Source organism: Lactiplantibacillus sp. 7.2.4 (assembly GCF_018991185.1).
Lineage (GTDB): Bacteria > Bacillota > Bacilli > Lactobacillales > Lactobacillaceae > Lactiplantibacillus > Lactiplantibacillus pentosus.
Genome location: NZ_JAGYGS010000011.1, coordinates 44,187 through 63,410, shown reverse-complemented (window position 1 = coordinate 63,410; position 19,224 = coordinate 44,187). Strand labels below are relative to the sequence as shown.

The following is a 19,224-nucleotide window of genomic DNA, read 5'->3' as shown; positions in this document are numbered from 1 at the left end:
TCACTTTCATGGTTCGATTATAAATCCAGCAATCTGATTAGCCCTGTTCAGGCGGCGTCGGCCAGTTACCCGGTGCTGTGATGTGCGGCGTTTGATTGCCACGTTGATACTCTTGCTTGACCGCTAATTGCCCAACCAAGTTCAAATAATTGAACGGTTGATTGAAGTTCGGTTGAAAGAACATATCAACGTAGGCTAAATCATCGATCGTATTCTGATTTTGAATCATCACTGAGACCGTATTGGCCGCTTGCGCAATGTCATGCCGACTCCAGAATTGTGCCCCCAGAATCTGCCGACTTTGATAATCGTAGACCAAATCGATTGTGACTTTGGACGTACTAGGCATGTAAGCGGGCCGCCAATCGCCCTGATAAACGACGTGGCGGACCGGCAATTCGCGTTTTTTTGCCGCGGGATAGGTCAACCCAGTCGTCGCCATCGTGTGGTCAAAGAGTTGCATGGCCGAGGTCGCCTGCGTCCCCATGTAGGGTTGCAGGTCACCAAATACGTTAATGCCCGCGAGCGCGCCTTGACGTAGGGCGTTAGTTGCCAGCGGTGTATACGCCGGCTGACCGGTGGGATTGTAATTGACCACGCAGGCATCCCCAGCCGCATAAATATCCGGGTTGGACGTTTGCACATATTTGTTGATCAGAATCGCACCATGACGGTCCATCGCGACTTGTCCGCGCAATAATTCCGTATTGGGCATAAAACCGGCACAAACGATGGCTAAATCAACTGGATAATCGCCCTGCGCCGTTTCAACGACGAGCTGATCATCTGGCCCACTAGTGAAGCCCGTGACCCGCTCATCCAAATGCACGTCGACTTGGTGGTCACGTAACAGTTGTGCCGCTGCACCGGCCATCTCGGGGCCAAGATAATTATTTAAAATTTGCGAATGGGAATGAAACAATTTGACTCGATGCCCCATGCTAGCGTAACTTTCAGCTAGTTCGGTCCCCATGTAACCAGCCCCAACAATGGCGACCTGCTGATTGGGTCGTAGTGACTGATAGAGCTGTTCGGCCTGTTGGTAATTTTTACAGAGCAGGACTTTTTCATGGTCGATTCCCATAATGGGCGGCACGATGACTGAGGAACCCGTCGCCATGATGAGCTTGTCATAGGTGTCGACAAAGACCGCGCCCGTCTACATATTTGCCACCTGCACGGTCTTGTGCGCCGTATCGATTCGCAACACGTTATGTTGGGTCCTGACTTTCGCACCCAGCGCTGTTAAATCTGCCGGTGACGCGTAAAACATGTCCTCGAGGTGTTGGATGACCCCCGTTAAGTACAAATAGATTCCACTCGAAACGAACGAAACGTTATCATTTCGTTCATAAATCGTCACTGCCGTCTCTGGATGACGTGTTAAAATTTCGCGTGCCGCTGCGGTCCCCGCATGGGTGCTACCAACGATAATTACTTTCATCTTACCGGATCTTCCATTCTGCCAGATTTGTCACGCATTAGTCAGCGTGCTTAACATTAACCACTATTCAATTATTATATCGCGACCCCCATCATTTGTATATGTGTCGATGAAAATAAACCTAGATCGTGCCAAACTGGCCTGCCCTTGATCACAGCCACTGATTGGTCTTGGCCACCCGAATCGCTTCTAATCGATTATGCACGCCTAGTTTGCTAAAAATCGCTGACAAATAATTGCGGGTCGTTCCGGGTGATAAGTACAGATTAGCCGCAATCGTCTTCGTCGGTAACCCCTTTTCCGCTTCAGTAAGCACCGCTAGTTCCCGCTCCGTCAGCGGATTTTTATCAGCAGAGAGCATATTAGTCACGAGTTCCGGGGCGTAGATGGTCTGACCGGTCATCACGGATCGAGTGGCCGCAATCAACTCGTCACTTGGACTGTCCTTAAGTAAATAACCCGCGACCTGGGCATTGACTGCACGCTCAAAGTACCGTTGTTGGGCAAAAGTGGTCAAGATGATTACCTTTGTGGCTGGTTGCTGCGTGTGTAAACAATCCGCCACGTCCAGTCCGGTCATACCGGGCATCTCAATATCTAAAATCGCCACATTCGGCTGTAACCGTTGCAAGTCCTGCCAGGCCGCGGTTCCATCAGTGGCACTGCCGACCACGTGTAAATCATCTTCCAATTCCAATAATTGGGTCAAAGCTGAATTCAACATACTTTGATCTTCGGCTAAATAGACCTTTATCATGTGTTCTCACGCTCCTTTGGTAACCTTAACGTCAACTGAGTGCCGCGCCGCGAACTGGTCATTGCAAAGGTTCCCCGATTAGCTTGTAACCGCGACTGCATGCCTGTGATGCCATTGGCGCCCTGACGACTTAACGACCCGCCCTTGCCGTCATCTCGTAGTACGATCTGATAACGGGTCGTCGTCTCCGTAAAGTCAATGGTAACAGTCTGTGCATGGGCGTGGCGAATCACATTGGTGATGGCTTCGACCAACACTGCTGCAAAACAGCTCTGAACCGTCGTCGGCCACTTGGTTGCTTGGGCCTCTCCAGTCGTGGTGACCCACACCCCGGCCACCGCCAAATTGTGCGTTTGGTCCAATAGCATTTCGGTCAACGATTGCTCATGCAAGTTATTGACGATCTCACGGACCAGTTGCAAGTTTTGACGACTCGTTTGTGCGATTTCGGCCAATTCTGGCGCCACCTTGTCAGGGGCTTTGACCAGTAACTTGCTAGCGAGTTCTGCTTTGAGCGTAATCATGGAAAAACTCTGGCCCAGCGTGTCATGCAAATCACGAGCGATGCGCTCTCGTTCGTGACGTTCAACAATTGTCTTCAAGCGCCGATTGGTTTGATTGAGCTGCCGTTGCCGTTCGATCGACCGCGAGAAGCTATAGGCTAAAATTGGTGAGGCAAATGGAAACACCAGCCCCATCAAGTTGCCATTTTGCCACGTAAATGTGCCCGGAAATTGCAAATAATCCAGCACACACCCCACAATCAAAAATGCATAGTACGCCATCGCAAACCAGTAAAATTCTCGTTTAGGGCGGCGTGCAAGCAAAAAGCTCACTTGCCATCCTGGAAAGATAATCATAAAATTGTTCGCCGCAAACAAGGCAAATAGACCTGCTACCGCTAGTTCAGCTGGCATAGTCACAAAACGCCACCGGGGCTTCTCAACCACGAGGATATACAGCGCCAGAAAACAACCGACCAGCATCAGCCACAACCAATCGCGCCAGGATTTGACCGGGAGATAGGTGGCAATGGTATACGGCAAATAGACGAGCCACACGTAGCTCGTCCATTCTAAGTTTTTAAAGCGTTTGTGCTTATGCTCGAACAATCCCATTCCCCCGTTTAAGCAAGTGCCGAGTCCCCCAGCTAATCACGACTAATAATCCCAGCGTCCACGCACCAATTCCGAATAGATTCGTTTTATCAAGTGTACCATGCATCATCCAAGTTCCCAACAAATCGTTCATGTAAAAAGTCGGCAGGTGTTGACCAATCACTTGGACCCAGTCCGGTAACATGCGGATTGGCCACCACAAGCCACTCATGATGGCCATTAGAAAGGTAACTAAATTACTGGCAACACTCAAGGTCTCCGCGCGATTGAGGAAGGATAACGCAACGCCAATCAACATAATCGGCACTTGTCCGATAATCGCGATGCCGAGCACGCCGAACCACTGGACCAGAGTCAAACTGACGTGGTTGACCAGCACCGCAATCGTCCCCAACACAGCAACTGACAGGAGATTCATCAGTAAGCCGAGGATCCCAATTGAGACATAGTAAGGCACGAGTCCATGGGGCGTCAGTTGTAACCACCGAACCAATCCTTTTTCACGGTCATGCATCAAGATCTGCGCAATGCTAAACAACCCATTGATGGCAATGCTGTAGACCGTCATACTGCCCATATAGGCAACATTAAAAGCGGCCATCTGTGCCGTAGTGCCGCCAGTCATGGCCTTGGTAAATAAGAGATAAAAGCCCGCTGGCATCATGAGCGCAAAAAATTGAAACGCGACGTTTCGTAAAATTAGTCGCCGACAATCAAAACTGAGTTGTGCAATCAAGACGTTCATGCTGGAACCCCCTTCGTCAGATGAACAAAAATATCCGTTAACGATTCACGACTAATCGTGAGTTGATGACATTCACTCAGCAATGGTACCAGTGCTGCTAACGTCACATCACCGTCTTCACTACTCAAACGTAGCTGGTCACCCTGTTTTGCGACCGCCGTCACGGCTGCCAAATCCATGAAAGCGGCAGTCGGCAGCGCCGTTTGACAGTGAAATTCGACTTGTTGGTACTGCTTTTGTAAAGCCGCCAATGTCCCTTCAAAGGCGAAGTGTCCGTCTTTGAGTAACATGATACGATCCGCGACTGCTTCGATTTCCGGTAAATAGTGGCTGGTGATAATAATCGTCTTGCCACTGGCCTTCAACTGCCGAATTCGTTGCCAAAACGCCTGTTGAGCCGTCGTATCCATCCCGACAGTTGGTTCGTCTAAGAACAACAACTCCGGATTGCCAATTATCGCGAGTGCAAAGGTGACGCGCCGTAACTGGCCGCCAGATAAGGTCGTCAACCGACGTTTGGCTAAATCTTCAAGCCCTAATTCAATCAACAACCGCTGCGGGTCAGTCGTGCCTTGGCGCTCGGCATTCGTCAAAGTGAGCATCTCTCGGACCGTCACCCCTTGAATCGGCATATCACCTTGTAACATCGAGCCAATTTTGCACCGCGCTTCTAGGCTTCCTGGCGCCTGTCCCAAGACTGTCAGCTGTCCCTGTTGCGCGTGATTGACGCCTAATAACAGATTGAGTAACGTTGTTTTCCCCGCCCCATTTTCACCAATTAATCCAATGATTTCGCCCGGTGCAATCGTCATGTTAATCCCACTTAAAACTGACTGCTGACCATAGCTAAACGTCACGTCGGTTGCTTCAATTAACGGTGTCATCATTGACCGCCTCCTTTTTAATGACTCAAGTTTACGGCCATCACCGGTCATCCGGTAGTCGCGTTTGTCATGAGTATTAGGTGACAAATGTCATATTGTCGGTATTTGCCTGATAAGGTGTTGGCTTGACAAATTAATTAGTTTCACGAATAATGGACAAGTCCACTAATTTTCGAAAGGAGGTATTATCATCGAAACTTTCAGCTTAACCAAATTTATCGCCGGAATTTATCGTGAGTCAAAGAATAGCATCAACGACCAGCTAGCAACCCTAGACATTCGGGCGACCGAAAGTGATCTCTTGCTGGTCGTCTATGATTACCCAGACCAGACTCAAAAGATGCTTGCAGCCAACTTACGGCTGGACCCCAGTCTACTTGCACGCACTGTTCGTCATCTTGAAAGCCGGCAACTCGTGACCCGTTCACATGATCAAAACGATCAACGCCAGATTCGAATTCGATTGACCCCCGCCGGTGAAAAAATCGCCCTCAGTATCAAGCAGACTTTAAAAGACTGGTGGCATGACTTTTTCGTCGCTCATCCAGAAGTTGATGAGACGACCTTTACTGAACAATTACAACTCGTCTACTCAGGCCTGACCACTCACGGCGAACGTGACTGATTGTCGATACCTAAAAAACAGGCTGAAATCCCTCACCGTACCTGAGTATGCCAATGGGTACTGAACGATTTCAGTCAAATTAAGCACAAAGAGAAAAGAGATTGAAACCTTTTGAAACAAGTCGTCAAACAATTTGCGGTATTATTTGCGGGCATTTTATGTATGTCTGCCGGTGTGGCGCTCTCAAAGCTGTCCCTGCTCGGTACTTCGCCAATTTCCAGCATTCCAAATGTTTTGAGTAACATCACCGGCGCCTCAATTGGCCAGATTACCATTATCTTTATGTTCGTGTTGGTCTTCTTGGAAGCAGTCGTCCTGCGTCGTGAATTTTCATGGCGGAACTTGCTGCAGTTAATTCCGGGTTGCCTATTTGGCTGGTTTATTGACAACTTTGTCACCCTTTTCCAGCACTTGCCCAACCAAACCTATATCGCGCAACTGATTCTCGTCTTCATTGGTACGATTTTACTGGCATTTGGCGTTTTCCTGGAAGTCAATTCACACGCTATCATCATGCCCGGCGAAGGACTCCCAAATGCAATTGCGTTGATTCACCAACTGAAATTCGCCAAAGTCAAAGTTTACAATGACTTTACCTTGATTGCCATTTCATTGATTTTAGCACTGACCTTCACGCACTCACTCGCCGGCGTTCGTGAAGGGACGTTGATTGCAGTCTTCTTGACTGGCCGCTTCGTCAACTTCTTCACTGAACACGCGCCTAACTTTGTGGAATGGATGCGACCGGCTGCGCATTAAGAATTAACCAGAACAAGACGACCTGTTTTGGGTCATCGCCTTGTCCTGGCTAATTTTTTGCAGTAACTGTGCCCTGTACCGTGATCAAAGCATGGTCAATTCTTCGTCGTTCAAAAAAAGCGCCTGACCACCAGCTCAGCTGACAGTCAGGCGCAAATATCTAGTTGTTATTCCAAGAAATCTTTCAATTGTTTGCTACGTGATGGGTGGCGTAACTTCCGCAATGCTTTGGCTTCGATTTGACGAATCCGTTCACGGGTCACACCGAAGACTTTACCGACTTCTTCCAACGTGCGGGTCCGGCCATCATCAAGACCAAACCGTAACCGTAAGACGTTTTCTTCCCGGTCAGTCAACGTATCGAGGACGCCTTCCAATTGTTCCTTCAAGAGTTCGTATGCCGCAGCATCCGCTGGTGAAGTTGCATCTTGGTCTTCAATGAAGTCACCAAGGTGTGAATCATCCTCTTCACCAATTGGGGTTTCCAACGAAACGGGTTCTTGGGCAATCTTCAAGATTTCACGAACCTTTTCAGTTGGCATGTCCATTTCGGCCCCAATTTCTTCAGGCGTTGGTTCACGCCCAAGGTCTTGGAGGAGTTGCCGTTGAATCCGAATCAATTTGTTGATCGTTTCAACCATGTGAACTGGAATCCGAATCGTCCGCGCTTGGTCAGCAATCGCCCGCGTAATCGCTTGACGAATCCACCAAGTGGCATAAGTCGAGAACTTGAAACCTTTGCGATAATCGAACTTTTCAACGGCCTTCATCAAGCCCATGTTACCTTCTTGAATCAAATCGAGGAATTGCATCCCCCGACCAACATACCGCTTGGCAATTGAAACCACCAACCGTAAGTTAGCTTCCGCTAATTCTTGCTTGGCTGATTCGTCACCTTGTTCGATTCGTAAGGCTAAGGCAACTTCTTCATCGGCGGTCAACAAGTCGACCCGACCGATTTCCTTGAGATACATCCGAACTGGGTCATTGATCTTAATACCAGAAGCAGAGCCTGCATCACTCAATTCCTTCTTCGAAACGGTCTTCACACTCTTGACCGCCCGTGCATCCGGATCACCCTTTTCGTCAACGACACTGATCCCAGCATCTTCAACTTTTTGCAATAATTTGTCGATTCCGCTCGCGTCTAACTTATAAGGCGCTGCGATTTTATCGGATAATTCATCATACTGAATACTACCGGACTTCTTGTAGTCCTTGATTAATGCTTTAACAGCCTTATCGTATTCTGTCGTTGCTTTTGCCTTTGCCATGTAGTAGCCTCCTAGTTTCGTATGCATCTACTAGCACCCTAGTGAAAATACCGAGCCAACTTTAATTATAACACGCAAGCTAAAAGTAATCAGCTTGTTGTGCTTGTTGTTGTTTTCGATAAAGTTCAATGAGCGCTAAGGTTAATTGCTGAACCAGATCATGATTGCCAATTTGTTTAGCAGCCGTCAGTTCAGCCTTCTTCTGATTAATCTGTAATACCAGTGGTTGTTGGGTCATAATCACGTTGACTAAATCCGCAATTTCTTCCTTCGACGTTTCACTGGCAACATCCATGAATTCTAGACTGGTCACGACTGGTTGCAAGTCAGAATCAGCCATGAAGTCCGTGAAGTTGCCCAAGTCAAATTGATTGTGCGTTTTAAAATAAGCCTCAGCATAGACAAAAATCTGCTGATAAGGGTCATGTACGAAATGGAAACCGGCAATCGCCATGACTCGCAACCAGACATCATGGTCATTGAGCAACCGGTATAACAAAAGTCGCTCTGCCTTTTCAACTCGACTTAAAGGTGCATTGTTGTTCGTCCCACCGTCGACCGTTGCCGGTGATGGTGCGAGTGGCGCCGTCTCTGGTGGTGGCGTCATGTTTTGAGCACCACGACCACTGCGTTGCACGGCCTGCTTGCCGACCAACGACCGTAATTGCGCTTTTAAATCGTTTTTGTCTAAATCAAATTCAGCAACCAGCTGATTTAAATATAAATCCTGCTCAACACTCGACGATAACTTGGCCAGCTGTTCTAAGACTGCCTGCAAGTACGTCAGTTGGTCAGGCGTATTTTGTAAATTCAAATCGTGTTTTAAATACTGCATCTCGAAGGCGGTCGGCGTTTGCTTACCGTCCTCAAAGACCTGCACGAATTTGTCGCGACCATTGGCACGCAGGTATTCATCCGGGTCCATTCCATCCGGCATCTGGATCACACCCAGCGTTAAGCGACTGTTGCTCCCTAATAATTTCAGGGCACGATCGGTCGCTTTTTGCCCAGGCATATCACTGTCGTAACAGACGTAGAGCGTATCCGTGACTCGTTCAAGCATATAAATTTGCTCGTCTGTTAGGCTGGTTCCCATCGACGCGACGCCGTTCTGAATCCCAGAACGATAAGCCGCAATCACATCCATAAACCCTTCAAATAAAATGACGGATTTTTGTTGTCGAATCGGACCACGCGCCAAATCAAAGTTGAACAGTACCGAGCGTTTATTGAACAGTTTCGTTTCCGGACTATTCAAATATTTAGGCTCACTCGGTGACTGCTTTAAAATTCGACCAGAGAATGCGATGACGCGCCCGCTGGCATCCTTGATTGGAAATAAAACACGGTCCACAAACCGGTCGCGTAAGTCTCCGTTCTGATTTTCAATGAACAATCCCGATTGCCGTAACAGCTGGTAATCCGTCTGATGTTCTTTGAAAAAATCCAGTAAGAGTTGATTGGCGGGCGCATACCCAATTCCAAAAGTTTGAATCGTCTCATCATCTAGGCCCCGCTCGTGTAAATATTTGAGTGCGGGTTCCCCCAGTTCGGTATTGACCAAGATGTGTTGATACATTTTCGCGCTATCCGCATACAACTTGAGCAGATCCGCCTGTTGCTGATCTTTAGGTGCAGCCGGTTGCGATTGCGCGGTATAAGTTGCTGGCAGCTCAATATGGCCAAAATCAGCGACCTTGACGACTGCTTCTGGAAAGGAAAGATTTTCGAGTTCCATAATAAAACTGAAGACATTCCCACCGCGACCACAACTGAAACAGTGAAAAATCTGTTTCTGTTCATTTACCGAAAACGATGGCGTTCGTTCTTCATGGAACGGACAGAGTCCAAATAAGTTCTTACCTGCTTTTTTTAACTGAACATATTGTCCAATGAAATCCGCAATATTAACGGCTGAACGAACTTGTTCAACCTTCTCTTCAGGAATTCGATTGGCCACTTTGCCACCCCATTTCTGCACACACCTGTCTGACAAACTAACCAAACCGTTGCGCAATCAAAAGTCGCATCATGAAAACGCGATGCGACTTTTGAACGTGCGAACTTTTACAGAATATATAGTACCACAAGTTTGACAGCAGTGCAATAATAAGTCCTGCTTATTAGACATATTTCTAGAATTTGTTATAAAAATACGTGTTGTCGTGTAATTCATTAGTATGAAATATGATTAAAACGTGCCGATTCTTAAGTTCGAAAACAGCCAGTTGCTTCCCTGAACTTCGCAAGTTGTCTCTAGTCGACTGAGATTACAAAGCTTTGAATTCTAAACGAAAGCTATTCTATCGCCTAACTAAAAGTCCGGTTGCTATTGAAGCTGTTAATAATCTTTAGACCATTTTCACGTATTTAAGTGCATGAATCATCATCGATACCTACTCAAAGTTTGCTTGAAGGACCAGTCGCCTAATACTCGTTGGTCAATTGCGCCGAGATAGGTGGTCGTTCATCCGCCATTCGAGCGGTTTCCCGACTGGAAGGGCTGGCTGACAATGCTCAAGGGCGAAATTCTTCTTGTCCGGGCGGTTTTCCCGGGCTAGAAGAAGACTCGTATTTGAAATTGCGCAGTGGTTTTCTGCGTGAGTTCAAATCGATGTCCGCCCTGTTCCAGCGTTGTCAGCCGGCCCTGTAAGTCGGACTAGGACGAATATTTGCTGACGAACAGTAAACCAACTAATGGCACGTTTTAATCATGATTCATGACAAATAATCGACTAAAAAAAGAAGTCGTCACTTTTCAGCAACAACTTCCTAGTATTATCCCTCGTGAACGATTATTTCACAACTAATTGGTTCAAGTCACCCATGACATTAACCATTTGTGCAATCGTCAAGAGCTGTTTCAAGTGATTATCACGAACTTGTTCGTCCTTGCTCATGACCATCGTTTGTTCGAAGTAATCCACGATTAGCGGCCGTAAGCTGGCTAATGCCGTGAACCGGTCCTCCATGGACATCGTTGAAGTTACTTTTTGTTTCAAGTCTTCAACGGCATCATACAACTTTTGTTCCGCGTCATTTTCAAACAAGCTTGGATCGACCGTCAAATCGCCAGCATCCAACTTCGCCTTAGCCGTGATCCGTAGCAACCGTGTAAAGGCTTCAATCGTATCCTTGAATTGTGGATCATCTTGATGCGCATTTAAGACGTCAGCTGCCTTGAACATTTCACGAATGTCTTGGCGGCTCCCCTTAATGACCGTATCCACAATATCGTAACGCAACTTGTGATTACTAAACCATTGCTTGACCCGGTCCGTTAAGAAATCAGCGACCGGTGCCGTTTGCTTAGCAAAGTCCAGATTATAGGTCGCATCATTAGCAGCCAATTCTTTTTGAATAGCTGTTTCGATTTGACGAATTGGGAAGTCCCAACCTTGGTCACGAACGATCCGAACGATCCCAAAGGCCTGACGACGCAATGCAAACGGATCATTTGACCCACTTGGGGTTAAACCAACAGCGAAGAAACTTGAAATTGAATCAACCTTGTCGGCAATCGCAAGCACAGCCCCAACCTTGGATTTTGGCAAGTCGCCATCCGCACTAATTGGCATGTAATGTTCGCGAATCGCTTGGCCAACGACTGGATCTTCGCCCTTGAGCACGGCGTACTTATCGCCCATGACCCCTTGCAATTCAGGGAATTCGCCGACCATGCCAGTCACTAAGTCAAACTTGTAAATCTGGGCAGCACGATGCAACTGGTTCTTTTCAGTTTCAGTCAATCCAAACCGGTCAGCTAAGAAGGCACTAATAACCATGACCCGTTGCATCTTTTCATACATCGTCCCAATCTTGTCATGGAAGCTGACCTTCTTGAGTCGTTCCACGTATTCTTGAATCGAGTGTTGCTGGTCTTCATGATAGAAGAAGGCTGCATCTTCCAGCCGCGCCGTTAAGACTTTTTGGTTACCTAACGCCACGTTTTCAAGGTGATCCGTGTTCCCATTTCGAACCGAAACGAAGTGTGGTAACAAGTTATCGTCCGCATCCGTGACGTAGAAGAAGCGTTGGTGGTCACGCATCGACGTGATCAAGACTTCATCCGGAATCGTCAAGTACTTGGTATCAAAATCACCGGCGAAGGCCGTTGGAAATTCAACTAAGTTGTTAACTTCTTCCAACAAATCTTCGTTAACTTTGATCTGCCAATCGTGGGTTTGTGCCAAATCGGCAATTTGTTCACGAATCTTGGCCTTTCGCTTGTCAGCATCCGCAATGACTTGTACGCTCGCTAAGTCATCTTCGTAATCCAGCGCCGTCGCGATTTCAACGTCGTGGCCCAAGAAACGATGGCCACGGGAGACCCGGTCAGCGGTGACATCCAAAATTTCAACCGGCACGATCGCATCATCTAACAATGAAACGATCCACCGAATAGGCCGAATGTATTTGAAACTAAACGTCGACCACTTCATCATCGTTGGGAAGTTCATCTTAGTGATGACATCCTTGATGCCTGCAGTCAGCACTTCTGCGGCCGTCTTGCCCGCCTTGAAAGTTTGAACGAAGACATATGGGGTGCCTTTAACATCTTTGAAGACGATATCGTCCGTCGAAGCACCTTGACCCTTAGAGAAACCAATCGCAGCTTTGGTCCAGTTGCCATCTGCATCCTGGGCAATCTTTTTAGCCGGACCGCGGACTTCTTTTTTCACATCCGCCTGCTTATCAGCCAATCCTAACACTTGAACCGTCAAGCGCCGTGGGGTTGAAAAAGTTTTGATGTCTTCAAAATCAAGCCGTGCGTCGGTCAAAAACTTGGTCATGCGTTCCTTAAGTTGTAACACACTCGGTGTAACGACGTGGGCCGGCATTTCTTCCAAACCGATTTCTAATAAATAAGTTTTCGCCATTATTTCGTCTCCTCCTGTGCGTGTTTTAATAATGGGAAGCCACGTTTTTCACGTTGCGCCACAAATTCCTTGGCAATCGACTTCGCCATGTTCCGAATTCGGTCCAAGTAGCCAGCCCGTTCCGTCACTGAAACCATACCACGCGCATCCATCAAGTTGAAGGTGTGGCTACACTTGAGACAGTAGTCATACGCTGGATGAACCAGCCCATTTTTGATTTGGCGCTTGGCTTCCTTTTCATATTCATCAAATAGCATTAACAATAAATCTTCATTGCTTTCTTCAAAGGCGTACTTGGAATTTTCAAACTCTGGTTCCAAGAAGATATCGCCATACTTAACGCCGTCGCCCCATTCCAGATCGAAGACGGAGTTGACGTCTTGAATGTAAGAAGAAAGCCGTTCCAACCCATAGGTGATTTCAGAAGTGACCGGATCCACTTCTAAGCCGCCGACCTGTTGGAAGTACGTGAATTGACTGATTTCCATTCCGTCCAACCAAACTTCCCAACCAACACCGGCACAACCCATGGATGGGTTTTCCCAGTTATCTTCCACGAAACGAATATCATGTTCGAGCGGATTGATGCCCAATTGTTCTAGACTTTGTAAATATAAGTCCTGAATGTTTTCTGGTGAAGGCTTCATGACCACTTGGAATTGGTGATGTTGATACAAACGGTTCGGGTTTTCCCCGTAACGACCATCAGCTGGCCGCCGGGATGGTTCCACGTAAGCAGCGTTCCATGGTTCCGGACCGATTGCACGTAAGAACGTATACGGGCTCATCGTTCCGGCCCCTTTTTCTGTATCGTAAGATTGCATTAACATGCAGCCTTGATCTGACCAAAACTTCTGCAAGGTCAAGATGATTTCTTGCACTGATAACTTTTTGCTCATTATAATCCTCCCAAAAATTAGTGACTGAACGGCTGATGGCTTCGCATGGTGGTCCCATTTTCGACCAAAGATGGCACAAAAAAAGTCCCCTGTCGTCAACAATAACGACATAGGGACGATTGGTTTCGCGGTTCCACCCTACTTCTGAGTAACCTCAGCAGCTTAATTATACGGTATTAAAGCTCCGAAAGCGCCAATTAACGTCTTTGATTAGCCGTTTCACACCACCACGGCCTCACTGAAATCAAATTCCGTTAACCTTCTCTCATCAACACTTAACTATTCAGTTCTTCATCATCATAGCCGATGACTGCGCGTTTGTCAATCCTCACTCTTGCGCGGCGTGAGCGGTCGATACCAACTGCTCATCTGATCAATGAAACGTTTGGACTTCAACCGCACACCGACTGAGTTCTGATAAATTTCATCTAAAATCCGGCGCAACTCTGCCGCTGTCCGTGGCTTGACCTTAATTGAATGGACTTTGGCTAAATCTAATACCGAGAACTTCCGCAAGTAAAAAATGGCTGCCGCACTCGCATGCAAGCGGTGCGGGTCCAGATGCCAATGTTGCTGACATAACAGGCCACCATAGCTTTCAGAATAATCCAGTGGTAAGTCGGTACGGCCACAGACCGTGCACCAGCGTAGTTCCGGAGCGACTCCAAATGGCGCCAATAATTGGATTTCAATCACATTGGCGACCAAGGCTGGCGCGACATCTGCGTCAATCAATTGTAGCGCACTGGTCAATTGTTGGTACCAGCGCCCCACCGGTTCATTATCCGGAAACGCAACATCAATCAAGTTCATGACATAGGTGGCATAAGCGTTGAGTGCAATATCTTGGCTAATATGCTCAAAATACTGGACGTGCTTGACGCTATTAATATACGACAGCCCCTGATCACGCAAGTCACCGACATACTCACCCATGGTAAAGGGCAAGAGCTCTGCGGCCATTTTAAACCCACGACGACGGGCGCCACGAATGAAGAACATCTTCTTGCCATATTCGGCCGTCAAAAACTTGATGAGCATATCACGTTCGCGGTAGTCGCGTCGAAAAAGTAAAATACCATTAAAATTTGTGACCATCTGTTGGGCCATGCGATCACCTAACGATTCTAGTAGTCATCTTGCCGGTAGCCGTAGCTTGCCAGCAAGTCTTGCCGGTCCTTCCAATTCTCTTGGACCTTCACCCATAATTCAAGGTAGACCTTGTCTCCAAGCAAGTGTTCGATATCACGGCGCGCCATCGAGCCGATCTTCTTCAGCATGCTACCACCTTTACCGATGATAATGCCTTTTTGTGAGGACCGTTCGATAATGATCGTCGCTTGAACGTGAATCTTTTCTTCGTCCTGCCGTTTGATCGAATCAATCACGACAGCAGTTGAATGCGGCACTTCTTGGCGCGTCAATTCTAGGACTTTTTCACGAATCAACTCTGAAATAATGAAGCGTTCGGGATGGTCCGTCACTTGGTCAGAAGGATAGTATTGCGGACCTTCTGGCAACTGCTTTTTCAGGGTCGCTAACAGTTCATCAACATTGTTACCTTCCAAGGCCGAAATTGGATAAACTTCTTTCCACGGCAACGCATCCTTGTACTGATCCATGATTTCTAGTAAGTGGTCAGGATGGACTTGGTCGATTTTATTAATCACCAAATAAATTGGCTGTTTGACATTCTTTAAACGGTCAATAATAAAGTTATCACCGGCACCACGGCGTTCGTCCGCGTTGATCATGAAGAGCACGGCGTCGACTTCACCTAATGTTGATAGCGCCGACTTGACCATGAAATCACCTAAGCGACTGTGCGGCTTGTGAATACCAGGCGTGTCGATAAAGACCATCTGTGTGTCTGCAGTGGTGTAGATGCCTTGAATCCGATTCCGCGTTGTTTGGGCCTTATCAGACATGATTGCGACCTTTTGGCCCACGACCCGGTTAAGTAACGTTGATTTACCGACATTCGGACGACCAATAATCGCCACAAAACCGGAATGAAATGCTTGTTGTTCTGCCATAATTAATTCCTTTCACTATTTGCCGAAGGAGCTACACCCAATCAGCCGAGCCAGTGACTGAGCACCAGCCAGAGTTTGGGCGCAAAGAGTATCAAACCGACGAGCACGGCAAACGCAGCCGCAAAGACAACTGCGCCAGCCGCGATATCTTTAATTTTTTTAGCTTGCGGACTAAACCTTGGGCCTGTAATCATATCTGAGAGATTCTCAGCAATCGTATTGTTGATCTCACAGAGCATCACCAAAAAGATGGCGAGCGCCAGCCATAACCACTCGTTGACGGTCAAGTGAACCCACCAGCCAGCAATCAACGCAACAGCGCCCAATACCAGGTGTGTCCGCATATTCCGTTCTTCAATCACAACCGTTTTGAGCCCATTCCAAGCATGTAACCACGATTGCCAAAATGAATGGTTTTTCCCAACCTGAAGCCGGTCTGGTCTATTTTTCGAGCCCATAAGCATCCAAAATCTGCCGTTGTAGTGTGAACATTTCAGTTTCATCCGCTGGCTGTAGATGGTCGTAGCCATTTAAATGCAAAAAGCCGTGAACCACTAAGTACCCTAATTCACGGGCTTCGGAATGTTGCAAAAAGGCGGCCTGTTCACTGACTTTATCAACGGAAATCATGATATCACCCAGGTTTAACGGCAGTTCTGCTGCCAGCTCCGGATCCATCACGATCAAGTCGTCATCATCGTCGTCGTGCATTGCAAAACTAATGACGTCGGTCGGGCGGTCAACGCCCCGATACTGTTCATTAATTTTTTGAATGTCATCATTATTCATTAGCGTCACGGAAACTTCCGTATCGTCCCGTAATTTTAACGTTTTGCCGGCCAAATCAATTAAATCACGAATGAGTTGTAATTGTTCTGGCTGGGCGCCCGCTGAGGTTTGATCATATAATTCTAAGTCCATAAGTGCCCCCTACCGTTGTTCCACCTTATCATATGCGGTGATGATTTTAGCGACGACTGGATTTCTGACCACATCATCCGCCGTAAACTTCACAAATGAAATATTACTGATACCACTCAAAATTTGCTCAGCTTGAATCAAGCCACTCTTGGTGTGACGTGGCAAGTCGATTTGAGAGATGTCGCCATTGACGATCATCTTAGCCCCGAATCCTAAGCGGGTCAAAAACATCTTCATTTGCGCATTAGTCGTATTTTGCGCTTCGTCCAAAATAACAAACGCATGATCCAGCGTCCGCCCCCGCATGTAAGCAAGCGGTGCAATTTCGATAATACCGCGATCCATCAACCGTTGGGTATGCTCAGCACCGTAAATATCATACAACGCATCGTAAATTGGCCGTAAATAAGGATCGACCTTTTCTTTCAGATCACCAGGTAAGAATCCCAGACTTTCACCCGCTTCAACAGCTGGCCTTGTCAAAATCAACTTCTCAACGTCGCCCCGTTTTAAAGCGGCAATGGCCATGACGACCGCCAAGTAAGTCTTCCCGGTCCCGGCTGGGCCAATGCCAAAGGTGATATCACTCTTGGCCACCGCTTGTACGTACTGCCGTTGGCCAAAATTCTTCACGCGAATCGGTCGGCCCCGATTATCTTTAATCAACGTCTCTGAATAGAGGTCTTTAAAATAATCTAAGGTCCCGCGGTTCACCATCTTGATGGCACTAATCACATCCGGCGCACCGATTTGAATGCCTTGTTTAATTAAACTCGTTAAATTATCTAGGACTGCTTGTGTGTTATGAACGGCTGCTTCATCATCACTACTAATCGTCATCTGATCACCGAACACGTGTAATTGGACATGCAACCCATCCTCTAGTAATGCAAGGTGGGCATCCTCAGGTCCTAACAGTGCCACTGATTGGGCTGGATCAGCAATGAGAAATTTTTGTTCATATTTTGAGTTTTCGGTCAAAAACATGGACTCCTTTATTGACAGATTTAATTACCATTAGCTGGTAATGGCACCCGCGTTTAGCGTGATAACCGCGCTGATTTCGGCAGGTATTTGTTAGTTAATCATAGCATAAAAGCCCGCCTGCTACCAGCGCAAGGCCACCGTCCATTGGATTCGACGGGGCACACGCTTCCGAACATGAATGGTAACCGATTACGCATTGCGCTAGTGAATCTGTCATGAATCATGATTAAAGCATGCCAAGTTGGCGTCCTGTTCATCAGCCGAGGCGCGCCATATTCCGACCTCCGGGGCTGGCTGACAACGCTGGAACAGGGCGGACATCGATTTGAACTCACGCAGAGAACCACTGCGCAATTTCAAATACGAGTCTTCTTCTAGCCCGGGAACCCCACCCGGACAAGAAGAATTTCGCCCTTGAGCATTGTCAGCCAGCCCCTACAGTCGGGAACCCGCTCGAATGGCAGATGAACGGCCACCAATCTGGGTACAATTGACCACTCAATGTTTAGTAACCAGGACTTCAGGCAAAGCTTTAATCGGTATCGTTGATGCTTTATGGTATTTGAGTACTGAGAAGATTCCCGGAATATTATTCATTAATCTCAATTCCACTAATTTCAACGGTAACTAGCATTGAATTCAGTCTATAAAATGGCCGTCATTTAGAATTCAAAGTTTTGAAGTATCAGGCAACTAGAGAAGATGCTGACAAGTTCAGTGGTGTTGCTTGTCTGATAGTATGATTAAGAATGTTCAGCAATCATTAGACACCAGTCTGACAGTTCAATATCAAAATCCCCGTGGGCCAAGGAACCAACGCCTAATCCAACAAGAAATCGGGTCCGCATATGTCCGCCTTTCGAATACCTGGAAGCCGGTGTAGGACGCGCCTACCACTGCATGTTTACGCGAACTCGCCTTGTTTCCAGCGGTTCTCAGCTGGCAGCACTTGAACTTAAAAAACAGCATGATTTAATCATCTATAATGCTAAATAACAACTAGCACAACGCGTACAGAATGGACGCCTTCAAACATACTGCTATCAACAGTCCGACTGTTGTCGTTATCACTGAAATTGTGACGGTTCAAACCGCCTTTTAGTGACCAACGCAACAATTCTCAGCGCACCAAAAAAGCCGAGGAATTAATCCCCGGCTAACCGTTAATTCAATAATGATTTAACTGTTTGGTTGATCAGCTTGCCATCTGCCTGGCCTTTAAGCTTTGGCATAACGGCCCCCATCACCTTACCGAAGTCACCTTTACCGGTTGCTCCGACTTGCTTGATAGTGTCCGCTACAATCTGTTGAACTTCTTCGTCCGACAATTGTTTTGGCATATACTTCTCAACAATTGCAATTTCTGCTTTAACGCCGTCAGCTAAATCCTGACGACCCGCATTTTCGAATTCACTTAATGATTCGCGCCGTTGCTTCAGTTCACGTGATAACACGCTCACTTCTTCATCAGCCGTTAAATCATGGCCAGCGTTAATTTGTTCATTCATTACCGCTGACTTAAGCATCCGTATAACGCTGAGGGTTTGCTTATCGCGCGCCTTCATCGCAGCTTTCAGATCACCATTGAGCGTATCTAATAAACTCATTGGTTTCCCTCCTCGTTGGGTGAATTAGTAAACTACTAATTACTTGAAACGACGACGGTTCTTACGCTTACGTGCTGCTTCAGATTTTAACTTCTTCTTCACACTTGGTTTCTCGTAGAATTCCCGTTTGCGGTATTCTTGTAAAGTACCACTTTTTGAAACGGTACGTTTAAAGCGACGAAGAGCATCATCAAGAGATTCGTTTTTACGAACGACTGTTTTTGCCATGTTAAATTCCCTCCCTCCGAGCTCAAAAAGTAACCGTTAAATTATGCATACTTACACATA

The 19,224-nt window shown here is 47.1% G+C and carries 17 protein-coding genes and 1 pseudogene; 2 read left to right on the top strand and 16 right to left on the bottom strand.

Annotation, left to right across the window (positions count from 1 at the left end; genetic code table 11):
- Nucleotides 1–37: 37 nt before the first annotated feature.
- From KGF70_RS05835 to KGF70_RS05815, 5 genes and pseudogenes are all read right to left on the bottom strand, one after another.
- A pseudogene (locus KGF70_RS05835) lies at nt 38–1,444 on the bottom strand (FAD-dependent oxidoreductase).
- Between the two features lie 151 nt (nt 1,445–1,595).
- A complete protein-coding gene (locus KGF70_RS05830; protein WP_120768772.1) occupies nt 1,596–2,201 on the bottom strand; it encodes a response regulator transcription factor in 606 nt (201 codons plus the stop codon).
- Nucleotides 2,198–3,313 (bottom strand): sensor histidine kinase, encoded by a 1,116-nt coding sequence (locus KGF70_RS05825; RefSeq protein WP_253954700.1) that lies wholly within the window; start codon nt 3,311–3,313, stop codon nt 2,198–2,200. Before KGF70_RS05825 ends, KGF70_RS05830 begins: the two co-directional genes overlap by 4 nt.
- Nucleotides 3,300–4,064 (bottom strand): ABC transporter permease, encoded by a 765-nt coding sequence (locus tag KGF70_RS05820; RefSeq protein ID WP_216767765.1) that lies wholly within the window; start codon nt 4,062–4,064, stop codon nt 3,300–3,302. The genes KGF70_RS05825 and KGF70_RS05820 overlap by 14 nt, the downstream gene beginning before the upstream one ends.
- Nucleotides 4,061–4,948: an ABC transporter ATP-binding protein gene (locus KGF70_RS05815; RefSeq protein WP_216767781.1), complete on the bottom strand. Its 888-nt coding sequence runs from the start codon at nt 4,946–4,948 to the stop codon at nt 4,061–4,063. Before KGF70_RS05815 ends, KGF70_RS05820 begins: the two co-directional genes overlap by 4 nt.
- 301 nt (nt 4,949–5,249) lie before the next feature.
- On the opposite strand from KGF70_RS05815, the gene KGF70_RS05810 reads away from it, so the two are divergent.
- On the top strand, nt 5,250–5,573 hold the full coding sequence (locus KGF70_RS05810) for a MarR family winged helix-turn-helix transcriptional regulator (protein WP_225432533.1): 324 nt from the start codon (nt 5,250–5,252) through the stop codon (nt 5,571–5,573).
- Nucleotides 5,574–5,684: 111 nt separating this feature from the next.
- On the top strand, nt 5,685–6,332 hold the full coding sequence (locus tag KGF70_RS05805) for a YitT family protein (RefSeq protein WP_216767764.1): 648 nt from the start codon (nt 5,685–5,687) through the stop codon (nt 6,330–6,332).
- 167 nt (nt 6,333–6,499) lie between these two features.
- Here KGF70_RS05805 and rpoD read toward each other — a convergent pair whose 3' ends face one another.
- The 11 genes from rpoD to rpsU form a co-directional block, all read right to left on the bottom strand.
- The gene (rpoD, locus tag KGF70_RS05800; protein ID WP_003638904.1) at nt 6,500–7,606 is read right to left on the bottom strand and encodes an RNA polymerase sigma factor RpoD; all 1,107 of its coding nucleotides are present in this window, start codon (nt 7,604–7,606) and stop codon (nt 6,500–6,502) included.
- A 79-nt stretch (nt 7,607–7,685) separates the two neighbouring features.
- On the bottom strand, nt 7,686–9,566 hold the full coding sequence (gene dnaG / locus KGF70_RS05795) for a DNA primase (RefSeq protein ID WP_216767763.1): 1,881 nt from the start codon (nt 9,564–9,566) through the stop codon (nt 7,686–7,688).
- 835 nt (nt 9,567–10,401) lie between these two features.
- Entirely contained in the window at nt 10,402–12,486 is a 2,085-nt protein-coding gene (gene glyS / locus KGF70_RS05790; RefSeq protein ID WP_216767762.1) for a glycine--tRNA ligase subunit beta, read from the bottom strand.
- The gene (glyQ, locus tag KGF70_RS05785) at nt 12,486–13,385 is read right to left on the bottom strand and encodes a glycine--tRNA ligase subunit alpha (protein ID WP_050338529.1); all 900 of its coding nucleotides are present in this window, start codon (nt 13,383–13,385) and stop codon (nt 12,486–12,488) included. The genes glyS and glyQ overlap by 1 nt, the downstream gene beginning before the upstream one ends.
- Nucleotides 13,386–13,706: 321 nt before the next feature.
- Entirely contained in the window at nt 13,707–14,495 is a 789-nt protein-coding gene (gene recO, locus KGF70_RS05780) for a DNA repair protein RecO (protein WP_050338527.1), read from the bottom strand.
- Nucleotides 14,496–14,512: 17 nt separating this feature from the next.
- Complete coding sequence (gene era, locus KGF70_RS05775) at nt 14,513–15,421, bottom strand: GTPase Era (RefSeq protein ID WP_003638909.1); 909 nt, start codon at nt 15,419–15,421, stop codon at nt 14,513–14,515.
- Nucleotides 15,422–15,462: 41 nt separating this feature from the next.
- Nucleotides 15,463–15,879 (bottom strand): diacylglycerol kinase family protein, encoded by a 417-nt coding sequence (locus KGF70_RS05770; RefSeq protein ID WP_088771183.1) that lies wholly within the window; start codon nt 15,877–15,879, stop codon nt 15,463–15,465.
- Nucleotides 15,863–16,342, bottom strand: a complete 480-nt coding sequence (ybeY, locus tag KGF70_RS05765) for an rRNA maturation RNase YbeY (RefSeq protein WP_003638911.1) — start codon at nt 16,340–16,342, stop codon at nt 15,863–15,865. Before ybeY ends, KGF70_RS05770 begins: the two co-directional genes overlap by 17 nt.
- Before the next feature lie 9 nt (nt 16,343–16,351).
- Complete coding sequence (locus tag KGF70_RS05760) at nt 16,352–17,329, bottom strand: PhoH family protein (RefSeq protein WP_033619327.1); 978 nt, start codon at nt 17,327–17,329, stop codon at nt 16,352–16,354.
- Between the two features lie 1,163 nt (nt 17,330–18,492).
- Nucleotides 18,493–18,936, bottom strand: a complete 444-nt coding sequence (locus tag KGF70_RS05755; RefSeq protein WP_003638913.1) for a GatB/YqeY domain-containing protein — start codon at nt 18,934–18,936, stop codon at nt 18,493–18,495.
- A gap of 39 nt (nt 18,937–18,975) precedes the next feature.
- Nucleotides 18,976–19,164, bottom strand: coding sequence for a 30S ribosomal protein S21 (rpsU, locus tag KGF70_RS05750; protein ID WP_003638914.1), 189 nt, complete (start codon nt 19,162–19,164; stop codon nt 18,976–18,978).
- Nucleotides 19,165–19,224 lie beyond the last annotated feature (60 nt).